This is a genomic window from Kangsaoukella pontilimi, assembly GCF_009830125.1.
Lineage (GTDB): Bacteria > Pseudomonadota > Alphaproteobacteria > Rhodobacterales > Rhodobacteraceae > Kangsaoukella > Kangsaoukella pontilimi.
Window position 1 is genome coordinate 88835 of the sequence record NZ_WUPT01000002.1, and the last position, 25009, is coordinate 113843.

24 protein-coding genes are annotated in these 25009 nt (G+C 62.5%); 17 read left to right on the forward strand and 7 right to left on the reverse strand.

Annotated elements, in window-relative coordinates:
• The first annotated feature begins 51 nt into the window (after positions 1 to 51).
• Complete coding sequence (locus GQ651_RS09825) at positions 52 to 603, forward strand: sigma-70 family RNA polymerase sigma factor (RefSeq protein WP_160764086.1); 552 nt, start codon at positions 52 to 54, stop codon at positions 601 to 603.
• 5 nt (positions 604 to 608) lie between these two features.
• Positions 609 to 1271: a ChrR family anti-sigma-E factor gene (locus tag GQ651_RS09830; protein WP_160764087.1), complete on the forward strand. Its 663-nt coding sequence runs from the start codon at positions 609 to 611 to the stop codon at positions 1269 to 1271.
• On the opposite strand, the gene GQ651_RS09835 is transcribed toward GQ651_RS09830, so the two are convergent.
• Entirely contained in the window at positions 1272 to 2156 is an 885-nt protein-coding gene (locus GQ651_RS09835) for a LysR family transcriptional regulator (RefSeq protein ID WP_160764088.1), read from the reverse strand.
• Positions 2157 to 2283: 127 nt separating this feature from the next.
• Here GQ651_RS09835 and GQ651_RS09840 point away from each other — a divergent pair, with 127 nt between their 5' ends.
• The 4 genes from GQ651_RS09840 (at position 2284) to GQ651_RS09855 (ending at position 7357) form a co-directional block, all read left to right on the forward strand.
• Entirely contained in the window at positions 2284 to 2535 is a 252-nt protein-coding gene (locus tag GQ651_RS09840) for a DUF1127 domain-containing protein (RefSeq protein WP_160764089.1), read from the forward strand.
• Positions 2536 to 2624: 89 nt separating this feature from the next.
• Positions 2625 to 4223 carry an ATP-dependent DNA ligase gene (locus tag GQ651_RS09845; RefSeq protein ID WP_160764090.1) on the forward strand — a complete coding sequence of 533 codons (1599 nt, stop codon included), beginning with the start codon at positions 2625 to 2627 and terminating at the stop codon, positions 4221 to 4223.
• Between the two features lie 337 nt (positions 4224 to 4560).
• A complete protein-coding gene (locus GQ651_RS09850) occupies positions 4561 to 5490 on the forward strand; it encodes a LysR substrate-binding domain-containing protein (RefSeq protein WP_160764091.1) in 930 nt (309 codons plus the stop codon).
• A 52-nt stretch (positions 5491 to 5542) separates the two neighbouring features.
• Entirely contained in the window at positions 5543 to 7357 is a 1815-nt protein-coding gene (locus GQ651_RS09855) for a M3 family oligoendopeptidase (protein ID WP_160764092.1), read from the forward strand.
• Positions 7358 to 7509: 152 nt separating this feature from the next.
• On the opposite strand, the gene pncA is transcribed toward GQ651_RS09855, so the two are convergent.
• A complete protein-coding gene (gene pncA, locus GQ651_RS09860; protein WP_160764093.1) occupies positions 7510 to 8115 on the reverse strand; it encodes a bifunctional nicotinamidase/pyrazinamidase in 606 nt (201 codons plus the stop codon).
• 95 nt (positions 8116 to 8210) lie between these two features.
• Between pncA and trhO the strand changes: the two genes are divergently transcribed.
• Positions 8211 to 9116, forward strand: coding sequence for an oxygen-dependent tRNA uridine(34) hydroxylase TrhO (gene trhO / locus GQ651_RS09865; RefSeq protein WP_160764094.1), 906 nt, complete (start codon positions 8211 to 8213; stop codon positions 9114 to 9116).
• A 15-nt stretch (positions 9117 to 9131) separates the two neighbouring features.
• Here the strand turns inward: trhO and GQ651_RS09870 are convergent, their stop codons facing one another.
• Entirely contained in the window at positions 9132 to 10907 is a 1776-nt protein-coding gene (locus tag GQ651_RS09870) for an IlvD/Edd family dehydratase (RefSeq protein ID WP_160764095.1), read from the reverse strand.
• A 138-nt stretch (positions 10908 to 11045) separates the two neighbouring features.
• Here GQ651_RS09870 and GQ651_RS09875 point away from each other — a divergent pair, with 138 nt between their 5' ends.
• From GQ651_RS09875 to GQ651_RS09895, 5 genes are all read left to right on the forward strand, one after another.
• Positions 11046 to 11852: a flagellar motor protein MotB gene (locus GQ651_RS09875; protein ID WP_160764096.1), complete on the forward strand. Its 807-nt coding sequence runs from the start codon at positions 11046 to 11048 to the stop codon at positions 11850 to 11852.
• A gap of 96 nt (positions 11853 to 11948) precedes the next feature.
• Positions 11949 to 13256, forward strand: coding sequence for a flagellar hook protein FlgE (locus GQ651_RS09880; protein WP_160764097.1), 1308 nt, complete (start codon positions 11949 to 11951; stop codon positions 13254 to 13256).
• Between the two features lie 18 nt (positions 13257 to 13274).
• Positions 13275 to 14732, forward strand: a complete 1458-nt coding sequence (flgK, locus tag GQ651_RS09885; RefSeq protein WP_160764098.1) for a flagellar hook-associated protein FlgK — start codon at positions 13275 to 13277, stop codon at positions 14730 to 14732.
• 2 nt (positions 14733 to 14734) lie between these two features.
• Positions 14735 to 15745 (forward strand): flagellin, encoded by a 1011-nt coding sequence (locus GQ651_RS09890; protein ID WP_160764099.1) that lies wholly within the window; start codon positions 14735 to 14737, stop codon positions 15743 to 15745.
• Positions 15742 to 16842 (forward strand): flagellar basal body P-ring protein FlgI, encoded by a 1101-nt coding sequence (locus tag GQ651_RS09895; protein ID WP_160764100.1) that lies wholly within the window; start codon positions 15742 to 15744, stop codon positions 16840 to 16842. The genes GQ651_RS09890 and GQ651_RS09895 overlap by 4 nt, the downstream gene beginning before the upstream one ends.
• Before the next feature lie 68 nt (positions 16843 to 16910).
• Here the strand turns inward: GQ651_RS09895 and fliP are convergent, their stop codons facing one another.
• Genes fliP through fliF form a run of 4 tightly spaced genes read right to left on the reverse strand, consistent with a single transcriptional unit; the run spans position 16911 to position 20179 of the window.
• Positions 16911 to 17636: a flagellar type III secretion system pore protein FliP gene (gene fliP / locus GQ651_RS09900; RefSeq protein ID WP_406565471.1), complete on the reverse strand. Its 726-nt coding sequence runs from the start codon at positions 17634 to 17636 to the stop codon at positions 16911 to 16913.
• A 38-nt stretch (positions 17637 to 17674) separates the two neighbouring features.
• Complete coding sequence (locus GQ651_RS09905) at positions 17675 to 17959, reverse strand: FliM/FliN family flagellar motor switch protein (protein WP_160764101.1); 285 nt, start codon at positions 17957 to 17959, stop codon at positions 17675 to 17677.
• Complete coding sequence (locus GQ651_RS09910; protein WP_160764102.1) at positions 17952 to 18566, reverse strand: FliH/SctL family protein; 615 nt, start codon at positions 18564 to 18566, stop codon at positions 17952 to 17954. Before GQ651_RS09910 ends, GQ651_RS09905 begins: the two co-directional genes overlap by 8 nt.
• Entirely contained in the window at positions 18563 to 20179 is a 1617-nt protein-coding gene (gene fliF / locus GQ651_RS09915) for a flagellar basal-body MS-ring/collar protein FliF (protein ID WP_227258221.1), read from the reverse strand. The genes GQ651_RS09910 and fliF overlap by 4 nt, the downstream gene beginning before the upstream one ends.
• A gap of 111 nt (positions 20180 to 20290) precedes the next feature.
• On the opposite strand from fliF, the gene GQ651_RS09920 reads away from it, so the two are divergent.
• The 5 genes from GQ651_RS09920 (at position 20291) to GQ651_RS09940 (ending at position 24880) form a co-directional block, all read left to right on the forward strand.
• Positions 20291 to 20752 carry a flagellar basal body-associated FliL family protein gene (locus GQ651_RS09920; RefSeq protein WP_160764104.1) on the forward strand — a complete coding sequence of 154 codons (462 nt, stop codon included), beginning with the start codon at positions 20291 to 20293 and terminating at the stop codon, positions 20750 to 20752.
• 8 nt (positions 20753 to 20760) lie between these two features.
• Positions 20761 to 21150, forward strand: coding sequence for a hypothetical protein (locus GQ651_RS09925; RefSeq protein WP_160764105.1), 390 nt, complete (start codon positions 20761 to 20763; stop codon positions 21148 to 21150).
• Positions 21147 to 21746 (forward strand): MotE family protein, encoded by a 600-nt coding sequence (locus GQ651_RS09930; RefSeq protein WP_160764106.1) that lies wholly within the window; start codon positions 21147 to 21149, stop codon positions 21744 to 21746. The genes GQ651_RS09925 and GQ651_RS09930 overlap by 4 nt, the downstream gene beginning before the upstream one ends.
• 63 nt (positions 21747 to 21809) lie before the next feature.
• Positions 21810 to 22679 (forward strand): flagellar motor stator protein MotA, encoded by an 870-nt coding sequence (motA, locus tag GQ651_RS09935; RefSeq protein ID WP_160764107.1) that lies wholly within the window; start codon positions 21810 to 21812, stop codon positions 22677 to 22679.
• Positions 22676 to 24880: a hypothetical protein gene (locus GQ651_RS09940; RefSeq protein ID WP_160764108.1), complete on the forward strand. Its 2205-nt coding sequence runs from the start codon at positions 22676 to 22678 to the stop codon at positions 24878 to 24880. Before motA ends, GQ651_RS09940 begins: the two co-directional genes overlap by 4 nt.
• Positions 24881 to 25009 lie beyond the last annotated feature (129 nt).

Below are 25009 nucleotides of genomic sequence, written 5' to 3' on the forward strand. Positions count from 1 at the left end.
CCTTATTACGGTAGGGTGCGGGTAAATGCACACATCGGAACGAAATCCTCCATGAACGTAGTGGTCGAAGCCGAGGAACAGGACTGGGCGGCGCTTGTCCGCCGGGTCGACAGGGACAAAGACAAGGCCGCCTTTGCGGCTCTGTTCCGGCATTTCGCGCCACGCGTGAAGGCGTTCTTGATGAAGTCCGGCGCAGGGGAAGCCCTGGCCGAGGAATGCACACAGGAGGTCATGGCGACCCTTTGGCAGAAGGCGCATATGTTCGATCCCAGCAGGGCGAGCGTGTCGACATGGATTTACACGATCGCGCGCAACCGGAAGATCGACGCGCTTCGGCGGCAAAGGCGACCCGAGCCGGAAGACCTGCCCTGGGGACCAGAGGCGGAACCGGATCAGGCAGAGGTCATGACGCTCCAGCAGGAGAGCGAGAAACTGGCGAAGGCCATGAAGAAATTGCCCGAGAAGCAGCGAAAGCTGATCGAGAAGGCGTATTTCGGCGACCTGAGCCACAGTGAAATCGCGGCAGAGACAGGGCTGCCGCTTGGGACGATCAAATCGAGAATTCGCCTGGCGCTGGAACGGCTGCGCCACGCGATGGGATGACGGGAATGACGAACGAGATCAAACATCATCTGACGGATGCCCTTCTGATGGGCTACGCGTCGGGGAACCTGCCCGAGGCTTTCGACCTTGTGGTGGCCACACATATTTCGCTGTGCGACGAGTGCCGCGCGCGCCTTGGCAGTTTCGAGGCGGTCGGCGGCGCGCTGATCGACGAGGCGGCTGATGCAGTCGACGTGAACGACGACGCACTTGAAAGCACGCTTCGCCTGATCGAAGGCGCGCCCAAGGATCCAATCCGCATCCGGGACACGGCTCCGGAAGCGGAAACCGTTTTTCCCGAGCCGCTCCGCGACTATGTCGGCGGCGATCTGGACGCTGTGCGGTGGCGCTCCATCGCGGGTGGCGTGAAACAGGCGGTTCTTCCCACGTCGCGCGACGCGACGGTTCGGCTTCTTGCCATTCCGGGCGGCGCTGCAATGCCCGATCACGGCCACCACGGCACGGAACTGACGCTGGTTCTGAAGGGCGCCTTCCGCGACGATGACGGGCTGTTTGCGCGCGGCGACGTCGAGGTGGCTAACGAGGACCTTCATCACACGCCGATCGCCGAGCCGGGAGAAGTGTGTATCTGTCTGGCCGCAACCGATGCGCCTCTGCGGTTCAAGGGCATCCTGCCGCGCATTGCTCAGCGCTTCATCGGTATCTGATCAGTCTCTCGGGAAACTGGCCCGCAGGTGATCCGCCGCAGCTTCGATGGCAGGCGACGGGTCAGAGCGGACCATCAGGCCCAGCACGTATTTGGGAAGTCTCGGAAGCCCGTATTTCGCGGGCGCTTCCACGATGTCCCCGGACAGTGTCGCGGCAGGAAGCGGCGCGACCGCAAGGTCGGCCAGTATCGCCGCCTTCTGTCCAGAGATATGCGCGCTCTGAAAGGCGATGCGCCAGGGGCGGCCCTGCGCATCAAGGCCTTTGAGGCCCGAGATACGCCATGCGCACCCTTCTTCCCAGACGCTGACCGGCAGGGGTTCGCGTGATGCGGCTGTGCCGCACCGTCTTGCGGCCCAGACCAACTGCTCCTCCATCAGAACCTCGGCACCGAAGGCGTCGCGATCTTCTGCTTTGCCCACGACAAGCGCCATATCAAGTCGCCCGGTATTCAGGTCCTGACGAAGGCCGACCGTATCGGCGACCGTCACGTTGACGGATACGCCCGGATGACTGTCCGCGAAACGGCGCAACATGGGAGGCAGGAAGCGCTCTGCCACGTCATCGGTCGCGCCAAGACGAACCACCCCCTTCAGATCGGGCTGAACGAACCGCGCGACCGCTTCGTTATTCATCGCCAGCATCCGGCGCGCATGTTCCACGAGGAAAGCGCCATCCGCCGTCAGACTGACAGACCGGCTGTCGCGCACAAAGACCGGGCGGCCAAGCAACTCCTCCATCCGCTTGACCTGCATCGAGATCGCCGATGGCGTCCGGAAAATGGCTTGAGCGGCGGCTGAGAAGCTGCCGGTCTCGGCAATCGCGACCAGTGTGTTCAGGAGATCGAGTTCGAGAAGCGGTATTTTGGGTGACGTCTGGACGTTCATCTATCTGTCAATAATTCTGAAAGCTTTCGTCAAACCTATTCGTTTGATTGAATGATGTCCAGAGCGCATGTTCCTGACTGTGAGGCCGTCGCGACGTCTCGACCAAACAGTCGAAAGGAACATTGATATGACCCAAGCAACGTGCATTCCCGCATCGCCCGGCCCTTTTGCCCGTCTCGTGACCGCTCTTCGTGACCGGACCCAGGCCCGCCGGCGCCGGCAGCGCTTTCTTCGTCTGCTCGACATGGACGACCACATGCTTGACGACATGGGCGTGACCCGCGCCGAAGTTGTCGAGGCGTCCTATCTGCCGCTGTCGGCCAACGCGGCCACGGAACTCTATCGGATGTCACTCGAACGGCGCCGGAATTTCATGTGACCGGCAGGTCGGCGGCACTACTTTCCCGCCATGACCAGTGCTCAGAAATCCAAGGGCCCCTCGCCCGTATCGCGCGGGGCCCGAAGACCGTGAAGGCCTTTGCCACGCTCTTTACGGCGCTCGACCAGACGACACGCACCAATGCCAAGGTTGCGGCGCTGGCCGAGTATTTCGAGACAGCCGACGAGCCGGACAAGCTTTGGACGATCGCCATTCTCTCGGGCCGCCGCCCGAAACGCGCCGTCACGACGACCCAGTTGCGGGAATGGGCGGCGGAGCGGGCCGGACTGCCGCTCTGGTTGTTCGAGGAAAGCTATCCGATCGTAGGCGATCTGGCGGAGACCATCGCGCTGATCCTGCCCGAGCCGACGCGACACTCCGACCGGACCTTGTCGGACTGGATCGGCGCGCTTCGCGCACTTTCGGCGATGGGCGACACCGGCAAGCGCGAGGGCATTCTCGACGCCTGGGACCAGTTAGAGAGCACCGAGCGCTTCGTTTTCAATAAGCTTCTAACAGGCGGCTTCCGTATGGGCGTCTCGCAAAAGCTGATGACCCGCGCCCTGTCGCGGGCCACGGGAATCGAGGAACCCGACCTCGCCCACCGCCTTATGGGCGACTGGTCGCCGGACAACGTGACGTTCGATAGCCTGATCCTTGCGCCGGACCCCGAGACGGACCTGTCCAAGCCCTATCCCTTCTACCTCGCCTATCAGCTTGATGACCCTGTCGAGAGCCTCGGGCCGCCGGATGCGTGGGCCGCGGAATTCAAATGGGACGGGATCCGGGGCCAGCTTGTCCTCCGGGGCGGGCAGCACTTCCTGTGGTCGCGTGGCGAAGAGTTGATGACGGACCGCTTCCCGGAATTTGCCGCGCTCATCGATTTCATTCCACCCGGTACCGTTCTGGATGGCGAGGTACTGGCCTGGGACCATGAGGCCGACCTACCGCTCAGCTTCAACGCCCTTCAGAAGCGGATCGGGCGGAAAACTGTACCGAAAAAGCTGCTCGCAGAGGCGCCTGCGGTCATCCGCGCCTATGATCTGCTCGAGGATGGCGGCAGCGACATCCGCGCCCTGCCCTTTTCCGAGCGTCGCGCCCGGCTTGACCGTCTGGCGATGGATATTCCTGGCGGCGCCCCATTCCGAATGTCCGGCCTGCTTCCGACCACCGACTGGGCCGACCTTGCCCGTCAGCGCGAGGATGCGCGCCAGAAACAAGCTGAGGGCCTGATGCTCAAGCGGCTCGACAGCCCCTATCGCGACGGCCGCCGTAAAGGCGACTGGTGGAAATGGAAGGTCGACCCGCTGACCATCGACGCCGTGATGATCTATGCCCAGGCCGGACACGGCAGGCGCGCCAACCTGTTTACCGACTTCACCTTTGCCGTGCGAGACGGCGACGCGCTTATCCCCTTCACCAAGGCCTATTCCGGCCTGACCGACGCAGAATTCCGTGAGATTACGGCCTGGGTCCGCAAGAACACGGTCGAGCGGTTCGGTCCTGTCCGGTCGGTGAAACCCCAGCATGTCTTCGAGATTGCCTTTGAAGGCATCCAGGCCAGTCCCCGGCATAAATCGGGCGTGGCGCTTCGGTTCCCGCGTATGCTGCGCTGGCGCAAGGACAAGCCAATGTCCGAGGCGAACACGCTCGATGATCTCAACGCGATGCTCGACGCCTACGGCTAACCGCGTCCTGACCTCAGCTGGATTTGCGCGGCGATCTCGGAGGGTGTCGGAGATGAGACGTCTGCGGCAGACAGTCCGATGTCACGCAAAAGGTGGGGCGACGTTTCGGCCAGCCGCTGCAGGCCCTCATCCTCCCAAGGATGACTATTTCTGTACCCGGAATAGCTGCCGAAGCGTCTCAGCCAAAGCAGGAATGCGGGCAGAGCACTAAATAATTCCATGTGAATAGTCACTCCAACCTCGAATTCAGCATTGCATTCGAAGATCTAGAGACGCCCGGTCTGGACGGCAAACCACAAGATCTGACAATATGGTTGAGAAAACCTGATCCAAAGACATGTCGCGACTTCCTCCGCTAAACGCCCTTCGCGCTTTCGAAGCCGCCGCACGGCACGGCGGGTTCATCGCCGCTGCGGATGAGTTGAACGTCACGCGGGGCGCTGTCAGCCGGCACGTGAAGACGCTTGAGGATCATCTCGGAGTGGCACTGTTTCACCGGAACGCCCGGGGCGTGAAGCTGAACGAAGCCGGCGCGCGGCTCTTGCCGGTCCTGACAGACGCCTTTCAACGGATCGCGGAAGGCGCGCGTCAGGCCTCCGACACGGGCGACACGCTTCGGATCATTTGTCCGCCGGCAACCTCGGTGCGCTGGCTTCTGCCGCGCCTGCCCGAGTTCCGCGCGTTGCATCCGGACATCCGCATCAGCGTCACGACAGACTTTTTCGGTGATCGTGGGTTCGATGCGGTCGAATACCAGATCGGGTTTTCGGTTCAGTTTCCGATCCGGCCGAGGTCTCCTCAGATCCGGGTCGAGCCGCTGCTCCCCTATATCCTGACCCCGGCCTGCTCACCGGCCTACCTTGACGAACACGGGCCGTTCGACACACCTGCCGACCTCGCCCGCTGCGCGCTTCTTCGTGAATCGGGTCATAATCAGGACTGGACGGACTGGTGCGATCAGTTCGCGCCAATGCTGGACGACAGCGGCGCAGACCGCTTTCCGAACTTCGACCTGATCGCCAAGGCCGCCACCATGGGTGCCGGCGTCTTCATGGCCGACCTCGCGCTCTGTCACGAAGAAATCTCGCTGGGAACGCTCGTCCTGCCATTCCCGACGCTGACCTGCCCCTCTCCGCGCGGCTCGTTCAGCCTGCTGGCACATGAGGACGCTTGGAACACGCGCCAGGTCAAAGCATTCCGAGAGTGGGCAGCGGAGCGTGCGGCACAGGACCGCCTCAGCATCTTCGGCGATACGCCTTCCGCTTGAACCCGCACCGGGCAAGGCACTATCTCTCATGCGTCAGACAAAAGGAGTCAGGATGACCTTCGACACACGCGTCTTCGATGCCGATGCCGCCGCTTCGGGCGAGTTCGGCCAGCTTCCGGAGTGGGACCTGACGGATCTCTACCCCGCACCCGATGCCCCCGAGCTGAAGCGGGACATGGACTGGCTGGAAAAGGCCTGCGCCGATTTCGCGGCGGATTACGAAGGCAAACTCGCCGAGCTCGATGCGACCGGGATGCTCGACTGCGTTCTGCGCTATGAGAAGATCGACCTGATCGCCGGGCGCATCATGTCCTTCATCGGTCTGCGCTATTATCAGAACACTACCGATCCCGAACGCGCCAAGGCGATGAGCGACGCGCAGGATAAGGTCACGGCCTATACGACGCCGCTGGTTTTCTTCTCGCTGGAGCTGAACCGCGTGGATGACGCGCATCTCGACAGCCTGTTCGCAGAGAATGTCGGTCTGGCCCGCTTCAAGCCCATCTTCGACCGGATGCGGGCGATGCGGCCCTACCAGCTTTCCGACGAGCTGGAGAAATTCCTGCACGACCAGTCCACCGTTGGCGCTGCCGCCTGGAACCGTCTTTTTGACGAGACCATCGCCGGTCTGGAGTTCGACGTGGATGGCGAGATGCAGGGTCTTGAGGCCACGCTCAACCACCTGACCAGCCAGGACCGCGACCGCCGTGAAGAGGCTGCGCGCGAGGTCGCACGCGTTTTCGGGGACAACATCAAGCTCTTCGCCCGAGTCCACAACACGCTCGCCAAGGAAAAAGAGATCGAGGACCGCTGGCGCGGCATGCCGACACCGCAGACGGGGCGGCACCTCTCGAACCATGTGGAGCCCGAGGTTGTCGAAGCGCTCCGCAACGCTGTGGTGAATGCCTATCCCAAAGTCTCACACCGCTACTATGAGCTGAAACGGAAATGGCTGGGCCTCGACACGCTTCAGGTCTGGGACCGGAATGCGCCGCTACCGATGGAGACCGAGCGTAAGATCGGCTGGGACGAGGCCAAGACCACGGTGCTTTCCGCCTATGGCGCGTTCGACCCGGAGATGGCCCGCCTGGCCGAGCCCTTCTTCGAAAAGGGTTGGATCGATGCCGGCGTGAAGCCCGGCAAGGCGCCGGGCGCCTTCGCCCACCCGACGGTTGCCGACGTGCACCCCTATGTGATGCTGAACTATCTCGGCAAACCGCGTGACGTGATGACTCTGGCCCATGAACTCGGCCACGGCGTGCACCAGCGGCTTGCCGCCGGACAGGGCGAGCTGCTCTCATCGACTCCGCTGACCCTTGCCGAGACCGCCTCGGTCTTCGGCGAGATGCTGACCTTCAAGCAGCTTCTCTCCGCCGCACCCAACGACGCCGAGCGCAAGGTGCTGCTCGCGGGCAAGGTCGAGGACATGATCAATACGGTCGTCCGTCAGATCGCCTTCTACGATTTCGAATGCAAACTCCACGACGCACGCCGGGGCGGCGAACTGACGCCCGACGATATCTGTGCGCTCTGGATGAGCGTGCAGGGAGAGAGCCTCGGTCCCGCCTTCACCTTCATGGAGGGCTACGAGAACTACTGGGCCTATATCCCGCATTTCGTGCACTCGCCCTTCTACGTCTATGCCTATGCCTTCGGTGACGGGCTCGTGAACGCGCTTTACGCGGTCTACGAAGAGGGCGACGCCGACTTCCAGAAGAAATATTTCGACATGCTGAAGGCAGGCGGGTCGAAGCACCACAAGGAACTTCTTGCCCCCTTCGGCCTCGACGCGTCGGATCCGTCCTTCTGGGACAAGGGGTTGTCGATGATCTCGGGCTTCATCGATCAGCTCGAAGCGATGGAGTAGCGGCGGGCAGCGAGGGGCCCGCCCCTCGCGCTCCCCGGGGTATTTTCAAACAGAAGAAGCAAAAATTTGAGTCAAATTGTCTTCGCCTGTTCGGAAATATCCCGGGGGGAGACGCGCGTCAGCGCGGCGGGGGGCAGAGCCCCCTGACACCATCACGCCAGCGTGACGCCCGCCTCTTTCATACCGTCCCGCGCGGCCGCAAGCGAACCGTCGAGGTCGATCGCGCGGCAAAGGCTTTCGATGACGGTCACCTTGAACCCGAGGCGTGCCGCATCGACGGCCGAGAAATTCACGCAGTAATCGGTGGCGAGACCGACCAGCGTCACCGTGTCGACCCCGCGGGTGCGCAAGTACCCCTCCAGCCCTGTTGGAGTTTCGTGGTCATTCTCGAAAAAAGCCGAATAGCTGTCGATCTCGGTACGAAAGCCCTTTCTCACGATCAGGTCGGCATGTCGGGTATCGAGTTTTGGGTGAAAGGCAGCGCCGTCCGAGCCAATCACGCAGTGGTCAGGCCAGAGGACCTGCGGCCCGTAGGGCATGTCGATCATCGTGAAAGGATCGTGCCCGTCATGGCTTGTCGCAAAGCTCGAATGACCCGCAGGGTGCCAGTCCTGCGTGAAGACACGCACCGGAAACTCCGGCACGAGCGCATTGATCGGAGCGACGATCTCATCGCCGCCTGCCACAGCGAGGGCGCCGCCCGGACAGAAATCGTTCTGAACGTCGATGACAATGATGGCTTCGTTCTGAGGACGCATTGGCAAACTCCTTGAGGCCTATGGCTTAGGCAGCGCCCGCCTTGCGGTCAACCGCCGGGCTTGAGGGCCGGGCCCGGATGGCTTAGGTCGCGCTGATGATCGTCGTTGCAGCGCTATACAGGTTCACGCCTTTCCCAGACCCGGCCGCTCTGAAAGCGCCGCTGGCCGAGATTGCCTGCGCGAACGGGGTGCGGGGCACACTTCTTCTGGCGCGAGAGGGAATCAACGGCACCATAGCGGGAACGCGGAAGGGAATAGACGCTGTTCTCGACCATATCCGTGCGCTGCCGGGCTGCGCCGATCTGGACTGGAAGGAATCCGAAGCGGACACCAACCCCTTTGGCCGGCTCAAGGTCCGGCTGAAGAAGGAGATCGTCACGCTTGGGCAGGAGGACGTCGACCCCCGCCGGAAGGTCGGCGCGTATGTGCCGCCATCCGACTGGAACAACCTGATTTCCCGGCCCGATGTGGCCGTCATCGACACGCGGAATGGCTACGAGGTTGCCATCGGGACCTTCGAAGGTGCGGTCGATCCGGAAACCGAGACCTTCCGAGATTTCCCCGCATGGTGGGCCGCCAACCGCCACCGGTTTGAGGGCAAGAAGATCGCCATGTTCTGTACTGGCGGCATCCGCTGCGAGAAGGCCACCAACTGGCTGATCGGTCAGGGGGTCGAGGATGTGTTCCACCTGAAGGGGGGAATCCTGAAATATCTCGAAGAGGTCCCGGAAGAGCAGAGCCTCTGGCGCGGGGAGTGTTTCGTCTTCGACCAGCGCGTGTCTGTCGGTCACGGCCTCAGCCCGGGCGCGCATGACCTCTGTCACGCCTGCCGGCACCCCATCTCCGAGACCGACAAGGCCCATCCCGATTTCGAGCTGGGCGTTTCCTGTGCGCGCTGCATCGGCACGTATTCGGAGGCCGACCGCGCGCGGTTCCGCGAACGGCAGCGTCAGGTTGAACTCGCCGCCGCCCGCGGATCGGAGCATTTCGGAACCGGCTGACGTCCCGAGCGCCGCCTAGTGGTTGTCGCGGGGCATGTGCTTGCGGGCGATGTCGCGATACTGATCCGCACCCTTCAGCGTCATACCCTCGGCCAGTTGCCCAACTCGGTCGCGGAATATCTCCTGCCACGGCGACTGGCTTTCCGGGGCGAAGGGACGCGTGGGCAAAGCGGCGCGGCGGGCCTCAAGCTCGGCATCTTCCACCAGCATGTTCGCGGTGCAGGTGCGCAGATCGATCCGAACGCGGTCGCCCGTCTGCACCAGCGCCAGGCCGCCGCCCGCCGCAGCCTCGGGCGAGGCGTTCAGGATCGAGGGCGAACCCGATGTACCGGATTGCCGCCCGTCGCCCACGCAGGGCAGTGAATGAATGCCCTTCTTCAGTAAGTAGGCCGGCGGGCGCATATTCACCACCTCTGCCGCGCCGGGATAGCCGATCGGCCCGGCGCCCCGCATGATCAGAATGCAATTCGCGTCGATGCCGAGGGTTTCGTCGTCGATCCGGGCGTGGAAATCCTCCGGCCCGTCGAAGACGACGGCGCGACCCTCGAAGGCCTCGGGGTCGTCGGGGTTCGACAGGTAACGCTCACGGAACTCGGGCGAGATCACGCTGGTTTTCATGATCGCGCTGTCGAACAGGTTTCCCTTGAGATTGATGAACCCGGCATCCCGTTTCATCGGCTCGCCGACCGTCTTGATCACGTCACGGTTCTCGCTGCGGGCCTTGGCGCAGTTCTCGGCCATGGTTTTGCCGTTGGCGGTCAGCGCGTCCGGATGCGGCAGCAGCCCGGCTTCGATCAGCTCACCGATTACGGCGGGCACGCCGCCCGAGCGGTGGTAATCCTCGCCAAGGTATTCGCCCGCGGGCTGCAGGTTCACCAGAAGCGGCACCTTGTGGCCTAGCGTCTGCCAGTCGTCATTGTCGAGCGGGATGCCCAGGTGGCGCGCAATACCGTTCAGGTGAATTGGCGCGTTGGTCGACCCGCCGATGGCCGAATTCACGACGATAGCGTTCTCGAAGGCTTCGCGGGTCATTATGTCGGACGGGCGGCGATCGGAATGAACCATCTCGACGATCTGCTTGCCGGTCTCGTAACTGATCTGTCCGCGCTCGCGATAGGGCGCCGGAATGGCCGCTGACCCCGGAAGCTGCATACCCAGCGCCTCGGCCAAAGAGTTCATCGTCGTGGCGGTCCCCATCGTGTTGCAATAGCCGACCGATGGCGTGGACGAGGCGACAAGCTCCATGAAGCCGTCATCGTCGATCTCGCCCGCCGCGTGCAGTTCGCGCGCCTTCCAGACGATGGTGCCCGACCCGGTGCGCTTGCCCTGAAACCAGCCGTTCAGCATAGGTCCGACCGACAGCGCGATGGCGGGGATATTGACGGTGGCGGCAGCCATGAGAAGCGCAGGTGTGGTCTTGTCGCAGCCGATGGTCAGCACCACGCCGTCGATGGGATAGCCGTAGAGCGTTTCGACCAGCGACAGGTAAGCGAGGTTCCGGTCGAGCGACGCCGTGGGCCTCTTGCCGGTTTCCTGGATCGGGTGGACGGGGATCTCGATCACCGTGCCGCCAGCCGCAATGACGCCGTCCCGGACACGCTTGGCCAGTTCGATATGGTGTCGGTTGCAGGGGCTCAGGTCCGAGCCCGTCTGGGCGATGCCGATGATGGGCTTGCCGCCCTGCAATTCCTCGCGCGTCAGGCCGTAGTTCAGATAGCGCTCGAGGTAGAGCGCCGTCATCTCCTGATTGTCGGCATTGTCGAACCAGAGTTGGGAACGAAGCTTGGTCACGGCCCTATCCTTGTCCTTGGGTTTAAGTCGGGGAGTAGAACAAACGCGGCAGCTTTTCCAGCGAAAGCCCGTATTAACGCGGGCTTTACTCCTGACCTCTATCCCCGGTGTCGGTGGGCGGCTTTGATGGGGTGATACATGGCCGCCGACGCGAAAGCGCCGATTATCGTCAAGCGCAAGAAGATCATTCAGGGCGGACATCACGGTGGCGCCTGGAAGGTCGCCTATGCCGATTTCGTGACGGCCATGATGGCGTTCTTCCTGCTGATGTGGCTGCTCGGCGCGACGAACGAAAAGCAGCGCAAGGGGATCGCGGATTACTTCAATCCCAGCATTCCGATCAACAAGGTGTCCGGCGGTGGCGATGGTGCCTTTGGGGGCGACAGCGTCTTCACCGAGGTCGCGCTGGCCAATTCGGGCACCGGCGCGGCACTTCTTGCGCCGGGCCTAGAGACACAGAATGGAACGTCCGATCTCGAAAGCGAAGAAGGTGGCGGAGAAGCGAGCTTTGACGACGTACAGGCCGCGCTGAGCGGGCGGGGCGGTGAAAGCCTTGTCAGCGATCTGCTTGCCCGACACATCATCAGCGAGATCAGCGATGAAGGCCTGATCGTCGAACTCTTCGCCACGCCCGACGCACCGCTATTTCAGGCCGAGGCGCCGACGCCGCTTCTGACCGCGCTACTGGAAGCCACGGCTGAGGCTGCACGCCTTGTGCGAAACGAAATCGCGATCGAGGTTCACGTCGCGGCCGGGGGCCTGGACCCCTGGTCGCTCTCCGTCATCCGAAGCGACGGCGTCCGTAGCACCCTGGTTGGGGCCGGTCTGCCGTCGGCGCGTTTTCAGCGGATCACCGGGTTCGGTGCCGGTCAGCCCGTCATGCGGGACCCGGGTGCGCCCAGAAACGAGAGGGTCGAGGTCATCCTGCTGCGGCACAGGCTCTGAGAAAGTGTTTCGAATTTTTGACGTCAACCGATCCTTAAGCCCAGCGGGATATCCGGGTCGGAAATCGGGGGCGATGCAGCAGAAAGGTGCAGACCAATGACGATCTCTTCCTCGCTGAACGCGGGTGTGGCGGGCCTGGCGGCGAATGCCAGCCGACTTGCAACAATTTCGGACAATATCGCGAACTCGGCGACCTACGGCTACAAGCGGGCCGAAGCCGATTTCTCATCGCTCGTGATCGAAAGTGGTCAGGGCACCTATTCGGCAGGCGGCGTCCGCGTGTCGACGCAAAGGCTTATCGATCAGCCGGGCGCGTTGGCGACGACGAACAATCCGACGGATCTGGCCGTTCGCGGCCGGGGCTTCCTTCCTGTCACCACTGCCAGCTCGCTTCTCAGTCAGACCGGGGATTACCCGCTCTTTCTGGCGACGACCGGTTCGTTCCGCACCGATGCGGACGGGTTTCTGAGGACCAGCGCCGGCGTGACGCTGATGGGGTGGCCCGCCGATCCCGACGGCACGATCCCGACCTTTCCGCGCGATACAGGCGATGGTCTGGAACCTGTGCAGATCAACGTAAACCAGTTCACTTCCGAACCGACCACGCGCATTGCGCTCGGCGTGAATCTGCCCGCCACGGAAACCGAATTCGGGTCGAGCGGCAATCCGCTGGAGCTTTCCGTCGAATATTTCGACAACCTCGGCACCTCGCAATCCATCAACATCGAGTTCTCGCCCACCGTTCCCGGAGCGCCCGGCCTCTCGAACGAATGGACAATGACCCTGACCGACAGCGCCTCCGGCGGTGCCGTGATCGGGGAGTACACGCTGACCTTCGATGATACGCGTGGCTCCGGCGGTACGCTCGCCGGTGTGGCCGTCGGCGCGACCGGTGGCGCCTACGACCCCGCAACCGGAAACTTCACCGTGAACGTGGCCGGCGGCCCGATCGACATCAATATCGGTTCCGTGGGCAGCGGACAGGGTCTGACCCAGCTTTCCGACAGCTTCGCGCCCACCTCCATTTCGAAGGACGGCTCGCCTGTGGGCAACCTGATCTCGGTCGAGGTCGATGCGAACGGCTTCGTCCGCGCGAATTTCGACATCGGAATTACGCGCACAATCTACCAGATACCTCTGATCGACCTGCCGAACCCCAATGGCCTGATCGCCGAGGACAACCAGACCTATCGCACGTCGAATGACAGCGGCACCTTCTTTCTCTGGGATGCGGCTGACGGACCGACTGGCGACATCGTCGGCTTCGCCCTGGAGGAAAGCGCGACAGACGTCGCCGGGGAGTTGACGCAGCTCATTCAGACACAGCGGGCCTATTCGTCCAACGCGAAGGTCATCCAAACGGTCGACGAGATGCTTCAGGAAACCACGAATATCAAACGGTAGGGGCGCTTACGCTAAATCATGAGTATTTCATCTGCATTGGCCAACGCCCTTTCAGGTCTGACCGCTTCGTCGCGCGCGGCGCAGCTGGTCAGCTCGAACGTGGCCAATGCCATGACGGAAGGGTATGGCCGTCGCGAACTCGAACTCAGCGCGCGGACGACAACAGGCGCGGGCGACGGTGTACAGATCGACGGCATTCGCCGCTCGGTCGACGCGATACTTCTCCGCGACCGCCGTCTCGCAGATGCCGGACTCGCCAACGCCGATGTGTTCGTCGGTTTCTTTCAGCGGGCGCTCGAAACGATCGGCCGCCCGGGCGAGGCGGGCAGCCTCACGGATGTCCTCACGACCTTCGAGAACGCTCTCAGCCTCGCTGCATCGCGCCCGGACAATGTCGCGCGGCTGGACACGGCGGTCGGGGCCGCGCGCGACCTCGCCGGAAAACTGAATGACGCAAGCAAGTCCGTTCAGCAGCAGCGCGAGGATGCCGACGCCGCCATCGCCACACAGGTGCGCACTGTAAACGCCAACCTCCAACGGGTTGCTGATCTCAATGATGCGATCCTACGCGCCCGAGGCAGCGGTCAGGACTACCCGGCCCTTCTCGATCAGCGACAGGTCATTGTCGACGAGATTTCGCGCGTTCTGCCTGTCAGCATCATCGCGCGCGACAATGACACGATCGCGCTGTACACACCCGGCGGCGCGCGGCTTGTCGACCTGACCGCCGCAGAGCTCGGCTTCGATCAAACGCAGCCGATTACGCCGGACATGAGCCTTGCATCCGGCGCGCTGTCCGGTCTGACCATCGATGGTCGGCTGGTGAACACCGCGGGCGCGTCGTCGCCAATCGCCGGAGGTTCCCTTGCGGCACTGTTCGATCTTCGCGACGCCCGCGCGCCCGAGGTGCAAGCGCGACTGGACGGTTTCGCCGCCGAACTTTTGACCAGGTTCGAAGCAAATACGGATGACCCCACACGTGCGCCGGGGGACCCGGGCCTCTTCACCGACGGTGGCGGCGTCTACGACGCGGCCGATCTGATCGGGCTCGCCGGTCGATTGTCGGTGAATACAGCACTAGATCCCGACGCGGGTGGTGAAAGCTGGCGTTTGCGGGATGGTCTCGGCGCCGCTCTGCCGGGCGACGTGGGCGATGCGACCCTGATCTCAAGCCTTTCTGCCACCCTCAGCGCCGTTCAGGCCCCTGCCGACCCGGTCTTTGGTGGCGCGGGCCGAACGGTCAGCATCCTTGCCGCTGACCTTCTGTCCTCCGTGTCCCGAGAAAGCCTTGCTGCCGATGGGGAACGGAGCTTTCAGGCAGCCCGTCAGGAGACGCTTCTCAACCGCGAACTCTCCGGCGGAGTCGATACCGATCAGGAAATGCAGAAGCTTCTGATGATCGAACAGGCCTACGCCGCCAATGCACAGGTTGTAAGAACCGCCAGCCGCCTCATCGACCAACTTCTGGAGCTTTAGTGATGTCCTTCATTTCGATCGGCGATCTTGCGCAGTCTCTCCAGCTTCGACGTGACAATGCCCGCCTCTCCGCCCGTTTCGACGAGCTGACGCGCGAACTCTCGACGGGCCGGACCGCGCGGCTGGACGATGCCGTCGGTGGAGACTACCGGGCTCTGGCCGCTTTCGATTCCGGCATCGCCAAAGCGCGGACAACGCTCACCTCCCTATCCGAATTCGCCCTCGAGACCGATGCGCGTCAAACCGCGCTGTCATCGATCCGTGAGGCGACCGATCGGGTCGCGGGTCAGCTTCTTCTCCTGCAGGGGGCCCCGCGGCCAACGCTGGAAGCCGAAGTGCTAAGCGATGCGGCGCAGGCGTTCGATCGCGCCGTGGCGCAACTGAACACCCAGATCGGTGGCCGAAGCCTGTTTGCCGGCACCCGGGTTGACGGCCCGGCCCTGCCGCCCGCGTCCGACATTCTCAATTCCGCCGAGGCTGTGATCGTCGCGCAGGGCGCCGTGACGGCCGCCGATATCGAGGCTGCGCTGGACGACTGGCTGGCACCCGGCGGGGATTTCGATACGCTTGTCTATCGGGGCGGTCCTCCAGTGAGCGGAGATACCGCCGGAGTGTTGTCTCTCGCGTCCGTCGCGCCTACCGCCGCGACCCCCGAGCTGCGGGGCCTCGTCAAAGGCTTCGTCACCTCAGCCCTTCTGGAACGTGGCCTGACGACTGCAACGCCCGAGGATCGTGAAACGCTACTCAGGCGGTCGGGTGACATTCTCCTGAATGCGCGCGAAGGCGTTCTTTCCCTGCAGGCACAAGTCGGCACCATGCAGGAAAATCTGGACGTGGCGATTGCAGAAACCGCCGCTGAAAGAGACGGGCTCGAGGTCGCGCGAGCCTCTCTGACGGAAATCGATCCCTTTGAGGTCGCAAGCGAAATCGAAGCCGTCGAAACGCAGCTTCGCAGTCTCTACGTGCTCACGTCCAAAATGTCCGGGCTTTCCCTTACGGATTATCTGAGATGAGGGGACTTCTGGGGGCATGTCTTGTCTGGCTGATGTTGGCGCCGTCGCTTCTGGCGGAGGTCCGGATAAAGGATCTCGTTGATTTCGACGGGGTCCGTGGCAACGATCTTGTCGGCTATGGCCTTGTCGTCGGTCTGAACGGGACAGGAGACGGGATAAGAAACGCACCTTTCACCGAAGAAATCATGTCGAACATCCTCGAGCGTCTCGGTGTGAACGTGACTGGCGAACAGTTTCGGCCAAGGAATGTGGCCGCAGTTCTGGTCACTGCGGAACTACCTCCATTCGCCCGAGCCGGCAGCAGGATCGACGTGACGGTGTCCGCGATCGGTGATGCCAGCAGCCTTCTGGGCGGTACTCTCGTGATGACACCCCTGAACGCGGCCGATGGTCTGATCTACGCGGTCTCTCAGGGCACGATCATCGCGGGCGGCGTCGCGGCGGCAGGGAATGGCGCCGAGGTTGTCGAGGGTGTACCGACTGCGGGTTCCATCCCAGGGGGCGCACGGGTCGAACGTGAGGTCCCCTTCGAATTCAATTCGATGAGAGAGGTGCGTCTGTCCCTTCGTTCGCCGGATTTCACGACCGCTGCCCGAATTGAAGCAACAATCAACGCGGCCTTCGGTCAGACAGTTGCGCTCATGACTGACCCTGGAACAGTCGTGTTCGATACGACCGGTGCGGGGCTAGGCAACCCGGCCCGCGCCATCACATTCATTGAGGGGCTTACCGTCGAACCCGCGTCGCTTGCCCGTGTCGTCGTCGATCAGAGGTCCGGAACCATAGTCATCGGCGAGGATGTTCGTCTGTCGCGCGTCGCGGTGTCACAAGGCAATTTGACGCTCCGGGTGGAAGAGGCCCCTCTTGTCGTGCAACCGAACCCGTTTGCCGAAGGCGAAAGCATCATTGTGCCGCGTACGCAGGTCGACATCGAGGAAGCCCCCGGAACCGGACTCGCCGAGATCGAGGAGGCGACGACACTTTCGGAAGTGGTCGCCGGGCTGAATGCGTTGGGAGTCTCGCCGCGCGACATGATCGACATCCTGAAGACGATCAACGCAGCGGGTGCGCTTCATGCGGAGCTGCTTGTTCGGTAAGAAGCGTCGGCGTGGTTCGATCGCGTGGCCAACACGAAGCCAAAGAGAAAGCCGACCTTCTAGGGGAGCTAGTTCAGATAGCCCCGGACCAAGGCTCCTGTGATCAGCGACCAACCGTCCGCAACCACAAAGAACGCGAGTTTGAACGGAAGCGAAACGATGGCGGGCGGAACCATCATCATCCCCATGGACATTAGAACAGCCGCAACGACGAGGTCGATAATCAGGAAAGGGAGGAAAATCAAAAATCCGATCTGGAATGCGCGTTCGATCTCGCTGAGCAGAAAGGCTGGTATGAGGACACTCAGGTCGCTAACCCCTTGCGTCGAGCCGAATGCGCCTGCCGCGTTGTCGTCCCGAAGCGCCTGAAGTCCCGCAAGAGTGTCCCCATCGACCCTTCCGAGCATAAACGCCTTAAAAGGACCGAGACCAAGCTCGACAGCTCGCCCTGCATCGATTTCGCCGTTGGAGAACGGCTGACCTGCGGCGGTCCACGCCTCCCGAAAGACCGGCTCCATCACGAAAAACGTCAGGAACAGGGCGAGGCTCACGATGAGCATGTTGGGAGGAGACTGTTGAAGTCCGATCCCTTGCCTCAGAATGGCAAGGACCGTGACCATGAATGGAAAGCAGGTGATCATCATGGCCAGTCCGGGAACAAGGCTCAGAAGCGTGACGAGAACCAGAAGCTGAATGGCGTATTCAGCCACCGAAGCGCCTTCGCCTACGGAGACCGTCACTGTTTGTGCCCAAAGAATGGATGGAAAAACAACGGCGAGCGCGGCGCCACCCAACCTACCCAGGAACACAGGACATCGGTGGCGGAAAGCAGTCAAACCAGGTCCTTGATCGGCGCTATTTCGGTGATTCTTATTCCGAGGCGTCCCGAGCCCGGCTCGTCGAGTTCCTCGAGGACACCTCGCCCGACGAGGTGATCGCCCACGTAGAGGTCGACCGGATCATCGAGGGACTTGTCCAGAGTGAAGATATCGTCCGCCGTCAGTGACAACAGCTCGCCAACGGTCGGCCGTGCACGCCCGACGGACACGGTCAGTGTGACAGGAACGTCGCTTATGCCCGCGATGGGGCCTTCGGTCTGATTGGACTCGTCACTCATTTACCGCCAGGTCCCTGTTCTCGCTGCCAAGCGCCGCCAATTGTTCCCTCATCCGCGTGACGAGGGTTTCAAAATCGACCATCAATTCAGTCTCACCGAGCCGGATGAAGGCCTGGTTTTCGGCAAGGCTCGACTCCTCGGTGACGGTGATCTGGTCCGGGAAATGCTCGGCAACCAGCCTCTCCAGAAGCCCGACCATTCCGGGCGCCGCGACGATGTTCATGCTGCCGTCAGCAAGCCCCGCTGACCGTTCCGACATCTCGTGTCGCACGGTCTCCAGAATGAGTTCCGGCACCGCTGCAGGAAAGAGCGCCTCCAAAAAGCCCTCAATCAAACGGACATACTGGACCTGAAGCTGTTCGAGTGCCTCGTGATAGGTGAACCCGAGATCGCGTATCGTCCGTTCGAATTCCGCGCTTACCCGTCCATGCCGCTCGGCCATCGACCTTTCACCGTCTTCCCAGCCCGATGCATAGCCTGCCTCGAACCCCTCGGATCTGACGTCTTCGTCGGTTGGCGCGGAGGCCGGCTCGGGCGACCGAGCCGGCGCGGATGGCAAACCGCGTTCTGCCGTCTCGAAATCCTCGAAGAGGTCACGCAGTGTCATTGCGCAGCCTCGCCCGCATCCTGCATCCAGCGCGCAAGCACCTCGATCCCTTCGTCCTGCCGGTCTGCAAGAAGCTGACGAATGCGGTCCGCGGGATCATTCGATGCGCCACCGCCGTTCATATCACCGAAATCAGGAAGTCCTGGAAGGTCGGGTAGGCCCGAGAACCCCTCGCCCTGGCCGGACAGTTCGCCATCAAGAGGCGGCAGGGCCGGAAAGTCGTCTTCAGGGCCCTCTGCGCGCTCGGGTCGGGGCAACGCGGCTGTCGGCGCGCGACTCGAGCTCATCAGTAGCGGTCGCACCACGAACAATCCCAGGATCAAGCTGACGAGGGCAAGCGTCGCCAGTTGAATGAGGGACATCACATCCAACGAAAACGAGTCGATGAAGGACGCCGTTTCCACAGGCGCATCGACCTCGGGGCTATCGAATTGCATGGAGTGGATCGTCAATTGGTCGCCTCGTTCGGCGTTGAACCCGACGGCTGACGCCACAAGGTCCCTGAGAACAGCAATCTCGGAGTCTGGACGAGGCTCCCAAGCGATTGTCCCATCTTCGGCTGTCGAGACCAGCCCGTTCACCAGAACCGCAATCGACAGGCGCCGTATCCCGCCGGGCTCACGGACGACGTCTCGGAGCGTTTCGGAGACTTCGAAATTGACGATCTCCCGGCTCCGGGTCTCGTTCGACTCGGAGCTGTTGGCAGATCCGCCCGCATCCCCTTCCGGAAGATTCGAGGCGACCGTCACCGCTCCGCTGTTCTGATCGGCGGCGCGCGTCGATGTCTCTTCGGTCTCGGAACTGATCGCGACCCTGCTGTCGGGATCGAAGCGCCGCTCGGAGATCGCCTCACGTTCGGTGATCGTGTCAACATGCGCTTCAACCCGGACATTACCCACACCGACGCGTGCCTCGACCAGACGCAGCACATTGGCGCGAAGACTGTCGGCGAGTGTCTGCGCCGTTCCGCCGGGCGACATCTGCCCGGCGCCGTCAGCCGGGATGAGGCCGCTCTGACTGTCGATGATCGACACATTTGCCGCCTCAAGCCCGGAAACCGCAGAGGAAACGAGATGCCGAAGGGCATCGACATGCGCGGCGCTGAGCGGTGACACAGTGGTCACCGTCACGGACGCCGCCGAGACACTGCCGCGATCGAAGGGGCCGGTGCCGGGGTTGGCGATATGGACCCGCGCGGCCGAGACATGGCGGCTTGCCGTGATCGTACGGGCCAACTCGCCCTCTTTCGCGCGCCAGTAGGCGGCGTCGAACATCTGTGCCGTCGTGCCGAAGCCCGACAGCGTATCGAGAAGCTCGTAACCCTGACCACCCGAGCTGGGCAGCCCTTCACCGGCCAATGCCATACGGAGGGCATCGCGTTCCGCAGCAGGCACATAGATTGCGCTGCCCCGTACATCGAACGGCAGAGTGCGTGCTTCAAGAGCCGCGATCACATCGCCGGCAACTGCAGGTTCCAGGCCTGCATAGAGCAGTTCGTAGCGGGGTTGCGACGCCATGCGCGCCAGACCGATCACCGCCAGGAACATACCCAGCGTTGCCGCGACAACCACAATGCGCTTCTGCAGCGTCATCGCGCCCCAGGCTTCTGCCATCTGCGCCACGAAACTCTCCACAATTGCTCGTGAACGCTTTCTCGCATCTGCCTTCTTAAGATTCGGTTAGCCAGCGCGGTCTATGAAGGCAGTGTGTGAAAGGAATTTCAGATGACCGACGCCACGGCAGATGCTGAAGAGGCGCCGCCAAAACGCGGAAAGATGCCGCTTGTAATAGGGCTGGTACTTGGGCTGGCCGGTGCCGGCGCCGGGTACTTCCTCATGGCCGGCGGGTCCGAGAAAGAGACGGCAAAGGTCGAAAAAACCTCGGACGACATCGCCTTCGTGCCGATTCAGTCCATGACGATCCCGATCGGCACGGCAGAGAACGCGCGTTATCTGAGGTTTTCCGCCCAGCTCGAGGTGTCGCCCAGCTATGCCGACGAGGTCGAGAAAAAGATGCCGCGCGTGGTCGACGTTCTGAACACCTACCTCCGATCCGTCACGCTTGCCGAGCTTGAGGATCCGTCAGCGCTCTTGACGCTTCGTGCACAGATGCGCCGCCGGATCGATCTGGTCGTCGGAGGAGAACTGGTAAGGGACCTGCTGGTCATGGAATTCGTTGTGAGTTGAGGCCGAAGGTGGAACTTGTTGCCGATATCCTTCTGATTGCCGGAGCCCTGGGCGCCGGACTTTACTGCATCGTCCTGTCGCGCCGCCTGAGCCGATTCAACGACGTGGAAAAGGGTGTCGGCGGGGCCATCGCCGTCCTGTCGAAGCAGGTGTCGGACATGACGAAGGCGCTGGAGACGGCGCAGAAGGCAACGGCGAACTCGGCTACCTCTCTGTCTTCTCTGACAAACAAGGCGGAGGGTGTCGCGCAACGGCTCGAGTTACTTGTTGCATCGATGCACGACCTTCCCGAGCCTGCTCCGGCCGAGGCCCGCTCCTCGCGCGATGGAGGTCTTGAGAATGACGTGGTCACGCTCTTTCAGTCACGGCGCGCGCCTCATCGGGAGGCTGCGGAATGACGGGAAAACGCAAGCGGACAAGACCCGCACAGAATGTTCTCGCGATCCTCGCAATGCTGCTTGTCGGCTCCGCCGTGATCCGCATCGGCTCGGGCGGCGGGTTCGCGTTCGCGGCAAATCCGGATACCGAAGATGTCGTCACCCGAGAGCCGAAGGGCCCGGATTCCGACGTCACGCCCGAGCTTCTGGCGCTGCTCGAATCGCTCAGGGAACGTGAAGTCGCGCTTCAGGAACGCACCCTCGCTATGGAGGCGCGTATGCAGGTCCTGAAACGCGCCGAGGCGCAGATCGCCGAGGACCTTGCCCAGTTGCAAGAGGCCGAGGCCAAGCTCCGCTCCACGATCGCAGACGTCAACGCCGCCGCCGAAAGCGACATCGACCGGCTGACCGCCGTCTACGAGAATATGAAAGCCGAGCAGGCCGCCGATCTGTTCAGCCGGATGGAGCCCAGCTTCGCAGCCGGTTTCCTGGGTCGGATGCGCTCGGATTCGGCGGCGGCGATACTGGCCGGACTAGAGCCCGACCTTGCCTATTCGATCTCGGTCGTTCTCGCTGGAAGAAACGCAGATTTGCCGGTCGAACCTCTGGAGCAGTAGCCAGTTGTTAACGCCGATCTGTCACTGAGGCTCCGCAACGTCTGGCGGAACGGAACACTCGGTGTGATCGGCATTATCGGAATAGTTGTCGTATTCGGCATGGTTTTCGGCGGTTATCTTCTGGCCGGCGGCAAGATGAAGATTATCATCGGCGCGTTGCCCTACGAGATGATGATGATCGGCGGCGCCGCCACGGGCGCCTTTCTGATCGCCAATAGCGGCGCGGCCGCCAAACATGCGATTGCCGACATCTCAAAAGCCTTCAAGGGACCGAAATGGAAGCCCGAGGATTACCGTGATCTCCTCTGTCTTCTGTTCGAACTGATCCGCTTCGCGCGTCAGAACCCCGTGGCTCTGGAAGAACACATCGAGGACCCGGAAAATTCTTCTGTCTTCGGCAGCTACCCGAAAATTCAGAAGGATCACGAAGCGGTTGAGATGATCTGCGATACGCTGCGGTCAGCCTCGATGAACTACAACGACCCCCATCAGGTCGAAGATGTTCTTGAAAAACGAATCGAGGCGCATCACCACCACGCACAGCATTCCAGCCACGCGTTGCAGGTCGTTGCCGACGGTCTGCCCGCACTCGGAATCGTCGCGGCGGTGCTGGGCGTGATCAAGACCATGGGCTCGATAGACCAGCCGCCGGAGATCCTCGGAAAACTCATAGGCGGCGCCCTTGTCGGTACTTTTCTCGGCGTGTTTCTCGCCTACGGGATCGTTGGACCCATTGCCAGCCGGCTCGCTACCATCGCGGAAGAGGATCAACACTTCTACAAGCTTATTCGCGAGGTTCTTGTCGCAAACCTGCACAACCATGCCACCGCGATTTGTATCGAAGTCGGGCGGCAGAATACGCCGGGGCATGTGCGGCCCTCGTTCTCCGAGCTGGAAGAAGCGATGAAGAACACCAAGAAGGACGCCGCATGATTCGGTGTCTGGCTGTTCTTCTTGCGATTCTGGCCGCCGCCCCTGCCTGGGCAGTGCAGGTTTCCGTTCGTGCCGGCGAACATAACGGGTTCACCCGTGTCGTTCTGGAATTCGACGAAAGGCCAGACTGGACTGCCGGCAGGGTCGACGGTGGCTATGCGGTACGGTTTCCCAAGATCGAGAACCTCAGCGCCGACATGTCCCGCGCCTTCGATTTTATCAACCGCAACCGTCTTGCCGATATTCGCGGAAGGGATGGTTCGAACGAGGTCGCGGTCCTGCTCGCCTGCGAGTGCTATGCGACGTTCGGAAACTACCGGGACACGCTGATCGTCATCGATATTCGCGATGGCGTACCCGGTGAAAATGTCGCCTACCAGTCGCCGCTCCCCCCAGGTCCGTCATTGTCGCCAACCGCGGTCTTCGATCTGGCCGTAACTTTGCAGGCACCGGTCGCTCCTCCTCTGGCAAGGACAGAAAACATCCCGACGATCATCGCCGCTCCGCCCGATCGCGAGCGCGTTCCGAGGCTGATTGAACCCGATATGCCTAGCGCTCCGACGGTGCATGACGCCGGCAACCTGCGGGTCGCAAGTTCACAAGACCCGCCAGATCAGGAGCGGATAAACGACGCCGTCGATATCGTCGCCGCGAATATCGCGCGGGCGACAACGCAGGGCCTCCTCCAAGTTATCGACCCGCAAATGAAAGATACGCGGGAGCCGCGTCCGGAACCGGAGGAGATTGCGAATCTCAGCGTCGACACCGCCATTGAACGCGCCGTGGCGAGCGCCTTCGACGAGGCTATCGCGTCACGCGCGACAGGAAACTGCATCTCTCCGGACGACCTCGACCTGACCGCGTGGGGTGATGAAAGCGGGCTGGCGCGTATCGGCCCCGCCCGTGCTGAGGCCACCAAAGAGGACGGGACTCTCGATCCGGAAAAGATGCGCGATCTGGCGCATGCCTATCTCTACCTCGGCTTCGGCGCCGAGGCCCGCTCCGTGGCCGACCATACGCTGTCGTCGCACCAGCCACTGATCCGGGCAATGGCCGACATCATTGATAACGGCGCAACGGCGTCACCTGTCTTCGCCGAGCAATTCGGCTGTTCACCGCTTGCAGGTCTCTGGCGCGCGCTCGCTGGCCCTTTCCAGGCAAGTGAACTGCCCCGCGATCTGTCAGGCCTTCTCGAAGCCTTTTCGGCTTTTCCGTTGCACCTTCGCATACACCTGGGCCCGATCCTGGCCGAGCGCCTGCGGGTTGCGGGCCTGCCTGAAGAGTCTCGCATCGCGCTCAACACGGTTATCCGCGCCGGAAACAGTACGACCCAGCAGGCCCTGACCTCGGCACGTCTGGAGCTGACCGGCACGCGTGCCGACGCTGCCCGCGCCCGGCTTGTCGCGCTCACGAATGGCACGGGCCTCACCGCCGGAGAGGCTCTTCTAGAACTTCTGAATGACGCGGCGGCTCGCGGCGTCGACCCTGATCCCAAATGGGTCGACGATGCGCCATCCCTGATCCGCGCGCTGCGGGGAACGGACGTGGCCAGCCAACTCGCCTCGTCCATGCTTAGAGGCGCCATCGCTCTGGATCGTTTCGACGAGACCCGGCGCAGCCTGACAGAGTCAAAGCTTCCGTTAAACCCCGACGACATGCCGGCTTTGACAGACGCACTGCTCGACGCGGCTGTCGAAAGGGCGGATGACGCCCGGTTCCTGCGGGCGGAAATCGCCTTTCCGAACCGCATCGCTTCGTCCGACCGCGATGTCGGCCTGAACCTGCGGCTGGCTTCACGATTGCTGGACCTTGGCCTTTTCGAACGCGCCGATCTCTACGCCGGCGCTCTTCCGCCCGATGCGGACGCGGGCCTGCTGCTCGCAAAAATCGACCTGCGACTGGGGCGCCACGAAGACGCGCTTGCCCATCTCGACGGCGTCACGACGGAGGCTGCGGCCGTCACGAGGGCCGAGATTCTTGCCACTGCCGGTCGCGCCGCCGAGGCTGCGGATGCGTTCTTCGCCGTCGCAGACGAGGCGCGCGGCAGACAGAACGCAATGCGCGCCGCGCAATGGGACCGCCTTGGCCTGCAGGAAACCACCACCCGTGCGGAGAATGACAGTAATAACGAACTTCTCCGCATGATCACCTCGCGCCGCGCCGCACTGGAAGAGCTTCTGACGATGTCGGCCGAAATGTGAGCCGGCGTTCACGGAACAGAAAGGCTTTGACGATAGCCGGTACCGAGACTGCTAGAATGGCGGAAACAGGGTTCGAACATGTCCCTCTCAGGCGGGTTGAAAACCTTGCACGCGATCGCGCTCTGCGCA